Source organism: Spirochaetae bacterium HGW-Spirochaetae-1, assembly GCA_002839375.1.
In the GTDB taxonomy this organism is placed as follows: domain Bacteria; phylum Spirochaetota; class UBA4802; order UBA4802; family UBA5550; genus PGXY01.
Window position 1 is genome coordinate 1 of the sequence record PGXY01000012.1, and the last position, 8,387, is coordinate 8,387.

Below are 8,387 nucleotides of genomic sequence, written 5' to 3' on the forward strand. Positions count from 1 at the left end.
CAAAAGAAGAGAAAACCTGTTGGCAGTCAACCCTTCTTTAACAAGAAAGGGTTGCACTTGTTACTTGAATCCAAGATTTATTATTGAAGAAGGTGTAAGTAAAAGCGTTAAAGTTTATCCTGGCGATTTAATACTTTCGAATAGTGCAACCTGTGGATTTCCATATTTTGTAGAAATTGAAGGATGTATTCATGACGGATGGTTATTATTCAGAGACTTCAAAGGTATTTCTAAGGTATTCCTGTTTTTCTTTCTTAAAACTATTTTTAATATTTTGAATAGTATTGCAGATGGTTCAGTTCAGAATAATTTAAATACCAGCATGTTGAAAGAATATCAAATTAAATTGCCACCGATTGATCTAGTATCAGCTTTTGATAAACAAGCCGAAATAATACTAAAAAAAATTAAGCAAAATCAGCTGCAAGTGCGTAATCTCGAAAAACTACGTGATACTCTGTTGCCGAAGTTGATGAATGGTGATGTGAGGGTGATGTGAGGGTGAAAAGTTAATATGGAACATCTTTTATCTCATACCCAGTCTTTATTTAATCATATTTATTGGTTTAAGCAAGATCTGCAATTATTGCCGAGGAAGGATCATATTGCTTCAGCTATTAATTGGACGGATATAAAAGAGAGGAAACATGAATTTTTAAGAGAGCTGATTAATACTGTCACTTCTTGGGTTTATAATAATGAACAAACACAGCAGATTATCGAAAGGAGATTAAAGTTAACAGAAGGTGATCATGGAAATGCAGCATCATTTTTAACAAATCAGGCATTATCGAAATTTAGACCAGGTCATCCTCAAGGGCAATTTGGTGAATTGCTGCTTTTTAATTTTATTCAACATTTTTTTAAAGCAGTTCCTATTTTACGGAAGCAAAGGATAACGACTTCGACAGGACATGAAAGATTTGGAGCAGATGCCATTCATTTCTGTAATGATGAAATTAATAATAATAATATATTTTTAGGAGAATCTAAATGTTATAAAAGCGAATATAAATTTAAAGAAGCATTTGAAGTATCATTGTCAAGTATATCAAATACTTTTAAAAACTTTGATAATGAATTAGATCTATATGTTTATGATGATTTCATCGAGCCCGAATTGCAGGAAATTGCTGAAAAATATAAGAATAATGTATTAGATAATGTTCATTTTGAACTAGTATGTCTGATTGCATATAACGAAAATAAGGCAAGAACAGGAGAAAAAGAATCAGAAATTAAAGACTCTATAAAAACAATCATTGAAAAGCGATGTAGTAGTATTAATTTAGAGTGTTATAATTCAGTCCAAAAATCATTACTATCTCGAATTAATTATGTAATATTTCCGATATGGGAGCTTGATCAATTATTGTATGATTTCCAGACGAGAGTTGGGACATTATGAAATTATTTGATTCTTACAATACAGTAATAAATGAATTATTGGATATTGAGCATAAGAAGATAGCCTGTAAATTAGGTTTTATTGCTAGTTATAACGAGAAAATTGCTTATAATTTATTGGTAAAAATTATCGGAATGCTTGATGAATTATCAAGAGTTGATAATGAAAAAGCTCGTAAAATAGTAGTTACAGTTTCTTCTGTTCTCTGGACTTATAGGAGTGAAGAATGGGAAGGCTTGAAAGATTTTCTGATTTTAATTCTTTCAAGAATTGGATTTCCTCCATCATCAATCATGATAGATGAATCTTATGACTTTAAAGAATACCAGTTTTCTGCTCTTAATAGTAAATTAGATGAGTTTTATGTAACGCTACATCATTTGAATCACGAGATTCTTGTGGGAGAAGAAAAATTTTTAATAACTGCTTTTCAAAAAAGAGTTTGGGATAAGCTATCAAATTATAAACTCCTCGGTATTTCAGCTCCAACATCTGCCGGAAAGTCATTTATTATACTATTGAAGGTTATTGAAACTATACTTCACAAAGGAGGTAATGTTATATACATAGTTCCAACACTTAGTCTAGTTGCGCAAGTATCTGCTGATTTCAATCGGATGCTAAAAATTTATAATTTAACTCAATATACTATTTCAACTACTTTTAATTCACAAGAAATAAATCATTCAAGAATATATATTTTAACTCAAGAAAAAGCGATCTCAGCCTTTTCTCAAAGTGATGAACCATATAATAACATTAGAGTTCTCATCGTTGATGAAATTCAAAATTTAGAAAGAGTGGCGAATGAAAATGATCAACGAGCTAAAACTCTTTATGATACACTTATTGAACTAAGATTTACATGTAAACCTGACATAACAATTATTTCGGGACCTCGAATCAATGGACTAAAGGAATTAGGTATAAATATTTTCAACGAAATCGAAGCTGAAGATGAAGAAACAAGGGATTCTCCGGTTGCAAGTTTTACATATTCAATATCCAAAGAAGGGAAGGCCTTTTATTTGAAGCAATATTCAGTTTTACTCAAAGAACCCAAAAAATTAAAAATAAATAATGATTCAATAATAATAGGTTATGGACGTTCTCAGTATCCAGATGAGTTCGTTGGATACTTATCTAATTTTATTAAAAATCTTGGCTCTGACGCTCGAAATATAATTTTCTCCCCGACGACAAAACAGGCCCGCAAAACTGCAGTTAAGCTGGCTGAATTAAGCGAATCCAAACCAATTAGTAAATCAATCGAATCGCTCGTTGAGTATATCAAAGAGACAGTTCATGATGAATATGATATGTGCAAAACTATACCAAAAGGAATTGTTTATCATCATGGTAAAGTGCCGATGCATGTACGAGCAGTTATTGAAAGAGCAATAAAAGATAAAATGATATCAAACGTTGCATGCACTACAACTCTTATGCAAGGGGTAAATTTACCTGCGCAAAATGTTATTTTAAGAAATCCTGATTTAGCCATTAAAGCAAAGAATGGAATAAAACCTAAATTGACTGACTATGAGTTAGCGAATTTACGAGGGAGGGCAGGGCGCCTTCTAAAAGATTTTATTGGACGAACTTTTATTCTCGAAGAAGATTCATTTGAAGCCGATGAAAAACAAGGTGAACTCTTTCCTGAAGCAGAAAAGAAAATTTTATCAGGATATGGTGAAAAATATAATGCATTTAAATATGAAATAAAAGAAGCTTTAAAAACTAATGAAACCATTACTTATAAAAATAGAGAATATTCGTTTTTGTTGACCCACATTAGACAAGTTATTTTGCGTCATAAAGAAAAAAGCTTACAAAGATTATCCGCCGTTGGAATTACATTGTCTGCAAAGGATATTTTAGAGACACATGAAATTTTGAAAAAATTAGAAATAAATAAAGAAGTTTGTTTAAAAAATAGATATTGGGATCCATTAGATCTTAACGCTCTCTTTAAAATGAGGGAAAAATATTTTTTGCCAACTAGTGTTTCAGATCAAGACATTGCCAATTCTTTAATGTCCATACTTTTAGAAATGAATAGTAATTTCCCATATTATTATGATAAGTATTTTAGTGTAAGTGAAAAATTACTTTTTTCAACTTGTATTAGTGCTACGGAATGGTTAAGTGAGAAGCCTTTAAGAGTAATCCTCGAATCACCATACTTTGATACACCTGATAAGGTTGATGAAAGAATCTCACTTTTACAAAATAAAATATCATATGGATTGCCGATGCTTTTAAAGCCTATTTATGATATTTTGAATCCTAAGAGTATGTTTTTGCGTTTTATAGAAATTGGGGCATATACTCCTATAGCTAGAAAAATGATTGAACTCAATATACCGAGAGAAACGGCGATTTCATTAAGTTCTCAATATTTTTCTGATTTTGATGACAACGTTGACAATCTTGAAGGGAAAATTATTTCTAAATTAAGGCAAATAATAAATGAGCTTGATTATTGGCGCAAAATACAAATTGAAGGAATAATATAGTTTTGACAACTAACCTCACCGAATCCTCCATCGAACAATACGCCATCGACCTCCTGACAGGCCTGGGATATCAATATATCTATGGACCCGACATAGCGCCCGACAGCGAGTCTCCGTTGCGCGGTTCCTTCGAGGAAGTCATCCTGACGGAAAATCTGAAAAATGCCCTGGCCCGCATAAACCCCGCTATACCTGCTGAAGCACGTGACGATGCACTGAAACAAATAATGCGCCTGTCATCGCCGGAGCTGATTGTCGGCAACGAGGCCTTTCACCGCATGCTCACCGAGGGAATCAAGGTGACGTACCGCAAGGGCGGCGAAACCCGGGGCGACCTGGTGTGGCTCGTGGATTTTCACAGTCCCGGCAACAATGAATTCCACGCGGTGAACCAGTTCACCATTGTAGAAAATAATGTGAACAAGCGTCCCGACGTGATTCTCTTTGTAAACGGCCTTCCCCTGGTGGTCATGGAATTGAAGAACGCCGCCGGAGAAAGCGCCACGATGCGCACGGCCTTTGAACAGTTCAGGACCTACAAGGAATCAATCCCGGCACTTTTTACGTATAACGGATTTCTTGTCATATCCGACGGACTCGAGGCCAGGGCCGGGACCATATCAGCGGACTTCAGCCGTTTCATGGCGTGGAAAAGCGCCGACGGCAGGGTCGAGGCCTCGCCACTGACAGGACAGCTCGAGACCCTCATTAAGGGGATGCTCAACAAAGAAACCCTGCTGGATCTCATCAGGCACTTTATCGTTTTTGAACGCTCCAGGAGGGACGATAAAAAAACAGGGCTTCCCGTTATACAGACCGTGAAAAAACTGGCGGCCTACCATCAGTACTATGCCGTGAACCGCGCCGTCGAATCGACGCTTCGGGCCTCGGGATATGTTCGTAAGGGCAGGTTTGAAACCCGCCCAGATGGTGATTCGGTAGCGGAACCTCCCGAAAGCTATGGACTGCCCGGCGTTATGGATCAGCCCTCGGGAGACCGCAAGGGCGGGGTGGTGTGGCATACCCAGGGAAGCGGGAAGTCCTTGTCCATGGTATTTTATACCGGCAAGGTCGTTCTGGTCATGGACAATCCCACGATTCTGGTTATAACAGACCGAAACGACCTGGACGATCAGCTTTACGACACCTTTGCCGCATCGAAACAGCTGCTCCGCCAGGAGCCGGTGCAGGCCGGGGACCGGGAGCATCTGAAAAAGCTCCTGAAGGTGGCCTCGGGAGGTATTGTCTTTACCACCATTCAGAAATTTCAGCCTGTCGAGGGCAATGTCTATGAAACCCTGTCGGGGCGGGAGAATATCATCGTCATAGCCGATGAGGCCCATAGAACGCAGTATGGGTTCGGGGCGAAAACCATCGACGCCAAAGACGTAAACGGCATGGTTGTGGGAAAGAAAATTGTCTACGGCTTCGCCAAGTACATGCGTGATGCCCTTCCCAATGCCACATACCTGGGCTTTACCGGCACCCCCATTGAAAGCACCGACGTGAACACGCCGGCGGTATTCGGCAACTATGTGGATATTTATGACATAGCCCAGGCCGTCATCGACGGCGCCACGGTGAAAATATATTATGAAAGCCGTCTTGCCAGAATAGCCCTGAGCGACAAGGGACGCAGACTCGTTAAAGAGCTCGATGACGAGCTTGATCTCGATGAGCTGTCCGAGACACAGAAGGCCAAGGCGAAGTGGACGCAGCTCGAGGCCCTTATCGGTAGTGCCGACCGGATCAGGCAGGTGGCGAAAGATATGGTCACGCATTTCGAACAGCGGCAGGAAGTCATGCAGGGCAAGGCCATGATCGTCACCATGTCACGCCGTATCGCCGCTGAATTATACGCAGCCATCATTGAATTGAAGCCCCAGTGGCACAGCAAAGACTTGAAGAAAGGTGCCGTTAAAGTGGTCATGACTTCGGCTTCTTCCGACGGTCCGGAAATATCATCGCATCACACCACGAAAGAACAGCGAAGAACTCTGGCGGACCGGATGAAGGACCCGGAAGACGAACTGAAGCTTGTCATTGTCCGGGACATGTGGCTCACGGGATTTGACGTTCCCTGCCTGAACACCCTCTATATAGACAAGCCCATGAAGGGGCACAACCTGATGCAGGCCATAGCGCGGGTCAACCGGGTCTATCGTGACAAGGACGGGGGCCTCATTGTCGATTATCTCGGCATCGCCTCGGACCTGAAAGAGGCGCTGTCCTTTTATTCCGATGCGGGCGGCAGGGGAGACCCGGCGGCAACCCAGGAAGAGGCCGTGAGGCTCATGCTGGAAAAACTGGAGATTGTGTCCCAGATGTTCCACGGATTTCCCTATGAGGATTATTTCGAGGCAGACACGGGCAGGAAACTCTCCATGATCCTGGCAGCCGAGGACCATGTTCTGGGCCTGGAGAATGGCCGCAAGCGTTACATCGACGAGGTGACTGCCCTGTCCAGGGCCTTTGCCATTGCTGTTCCCCATGAACAGGCCATGGACGTAAAGGACGAGGTGTCCTTCTTTCAGGCCGTTAAATCACGCCTGGCGAAATTCGACACCACGGGCAGCGGAAAAACCAGCGATGAGATTGAAACCGCCATCAGGCAGGTCATAGATAAGGCGCTGGTTACCGAACAGGTCATTGATGTTTTCGATGCCGCCGGTTTAAAGAAACCCGACATATCAATCCTTTCGGAAGAGTTTCTTCTTGAAGTGAAAAACATGGAGCACCAGAACCTTGCCCTTGAGGTACTGAAGAAGCTCCTCAATGATGAAATAAAATCACGCATGAAAAAGAACCTGGTTCAGAGCAAGACCCTCATGGAAATGCTGGAGAGTTCCATCCTGCGGTATCACAATAAAATTATTACTGCTGCCGAGGTGATTGAGGAACTCATTGAGTTGAGCAAAGATATAAAAAACATGGACAGGGAACCGCAGGAGCTGGGACTGTCCGATTACGAATACGCCTTTTATTCAGCCATCGCCGACAATGACAGCGCTCAGGAGGTTATGGGCAAGGACAAGCTCCGTGAACTCGCCGTTGTCCTGTATCAGAAAGTAAAAGAGAACGCGTCCATTGACTGGACCATCAAGGAAAGCGTTAAGTCGAAACTTAAGGTGATTGTCAAAAGGATTCTGCGGCAGTACGGGTATCCTCCCGATATGCAGATGCTGGCCACAGAAACGGTGCTGAAACAGGCGGAAATGATTGCAGAAGAGTTGACGAGGAATTGAAGATTTCTGGGGTGTGGGGGAATGTATCGGCCGGGTCGAGGCCGACAGGGACGCGTTGCGGCGGGCGGTGTGCCTCGATACGACGGCTTCGCCGTCACTCGGCAACCGTAATAATGGCAGCACGAATTAAAGCCTTGCCAGCCTCGGGCGCCTCGATACGTTTTGCTGCGCAAAACACTCGGCAACCGAGGTCTTGGTCCTGGGGGAAAATATCGGAAATGCGGCGCTCATTGGGCAACCGTAATAATGGTAGCACAAATTAAAGCCTTGCCAGCCTCGGGCGCCTCGATACGTTTCACTGCGTGAAACATTCGGCAACCGAGGTCTCGGTCTTTGAGTGAAATACTCAGAAGGGAGTAAGGCCCCGGTTGCTGAGTGATCGCTGCTTAGATACGACAGTTTTGCTCTTACCCGGCAACCAGGCGATCGTATCGAAGCGACCGGGGATGCAGAAATCGGCGAACATTGGCCCCGGTTGCTGAGTGCCGCCGCCATCTCGATACGGTGGCTTCGCCACCACTCGATGACCGGTGGCGTATCGAAGCGACCGGGGATGGCGGCAACCGTAATAATGGTAACACAAATTAATGCCTCGCCAGCCTCGGGCGCCTCGATACGTTTCACTGCGTGAAACACTCGGCAACCGAGGCCCGGTTGTGAAATGAAATACCGCGAAAGGACATAGGTCCCGGTTGCTGAGTGATCGCTGTCTCGATAAGACAGTTTTGCTCTTACCCGGCAACCGGGCGATCATATCGAAGCGACCGGGGATGATACAGAAGAAGGTGTTCGGATAGAAAATCATAATGAAAGGCTATATGTACATTCTGGAATGTGCTGATGGGAGTTTTTATACCGGAAGCACGAAGAATCTTGAAAAGCGTCTTCTTGAGCACCAGGGTTTAGCGGAAGATCATGAAGATTCACGTGGCTCGTATTATACCAGGGTACGTCGTCCTGTAAAACTTGTGTATTATGAAGAGCATGCCCGCATTGATGAGGCCTTTCATCGGGAAAAACAGGTTCAAAGGTGGAGCCGCCAGAAAAAGAAGGCACTTATTGAGGGTAGGAATTTAGATTTACCTTTATTGGCTAAGAAAAATTTCGGTACTGTGAAGAAGTGAAATTAATGCCTCGCCAGCCTCGGGCGCCTCGATACGTTTTGCTGCGCAAAACACTCGGCAACCGAGGTCTTGGTCCTGGGGGAAAATATCG

At 42.6% G+C, this 8,387-nt stretch carries 5 protein-coding genes; all 5 read left to right on the forward strand.

The genetic code is table 11. The features are described 5' to 3' along the window. The coding region (locus CVV44_22500) for a hypothetical protein (protein PKL35153.1) at positions 1-499 on the forward strand (499 nt) is incomplete at its 5' end. A 15-nt stretch (positions 500-514) separates the two neighbouring features. Beyond that, the gene (locus tag CVV44_22505; GenBank protein ID PKL35154.1) at positions 515-1,408 is read left to right on the forward strand and encodes a DUF1837 domain-containing protein; all 894 of its coding nucleotides are present in this window, start codon (positions 515-517) and stop codon (positions 1,406-1,408) included. Further along, on the forward strand, positions 1,405-3,927 hold the full coding sequence (locus CVV44_22510) for a hypothetical protein (GenBank protein ID PKL35155.1): 2,523 nt from the start codon (positions 1,405-1,407) through the stop codon (positions 3,925-3,927). The genes CVV44_22505 and CVV44_22510 overlap by 4 nt, the downstream gene beginning before the upstream one ends. Before the next feature lie 2 nt (positions 3,928-3,929). Continuing rightward, positions 3,930-7,172 carry a DEAD/DEAH box helicase gene (locus tag CVV44_22515; GenBank protein PKL35156.1) on the forward strand — a complete coding sequence of 1,081 codons (3,243 nt, stop codon included), beginning with the start codon at positions 3,930-3,932 and terminating at the stop codon, positions 7,170-7,172. A gap of 806 nt (positions 7,173-7,978) precedes the next feature. After that, positions 7,979-8,296 (forward strand): hypothetical protein, encoded by a 318-nt coding sequence (locus CVV44_22520; GenBank protein PKL35157.1) that lies wholly within the window; start codon positions 7,979-7,981, stop codon positions 8,294-8,296. Positions 8,297-8,387 lie beyond the last annotated feature (91 nt).

Bases quoted from the DNA above. Each gene is read 5' to 3' on its own strand.
- CVV44_22505 (PKL35154.1), top strand. From the start codon at position 515: ATGGAACATCTTTTATCTCATACCCAGTCTTTATTTAATCATATTTAT.
- CVV44_22510 (PKL35155.1), top strand. From the start codon at position 1,405: ATGAAATTATTTGATTCTTACAATACAGTAATAAATGAATTATTGGAT.
- CVV44_22520 (PKL35157.1), top strand. From the start codon at position 7,979: ATGAAAGGCTATATGTACATTCTGGAATGTGCTGATGGGAGTTTTTAT.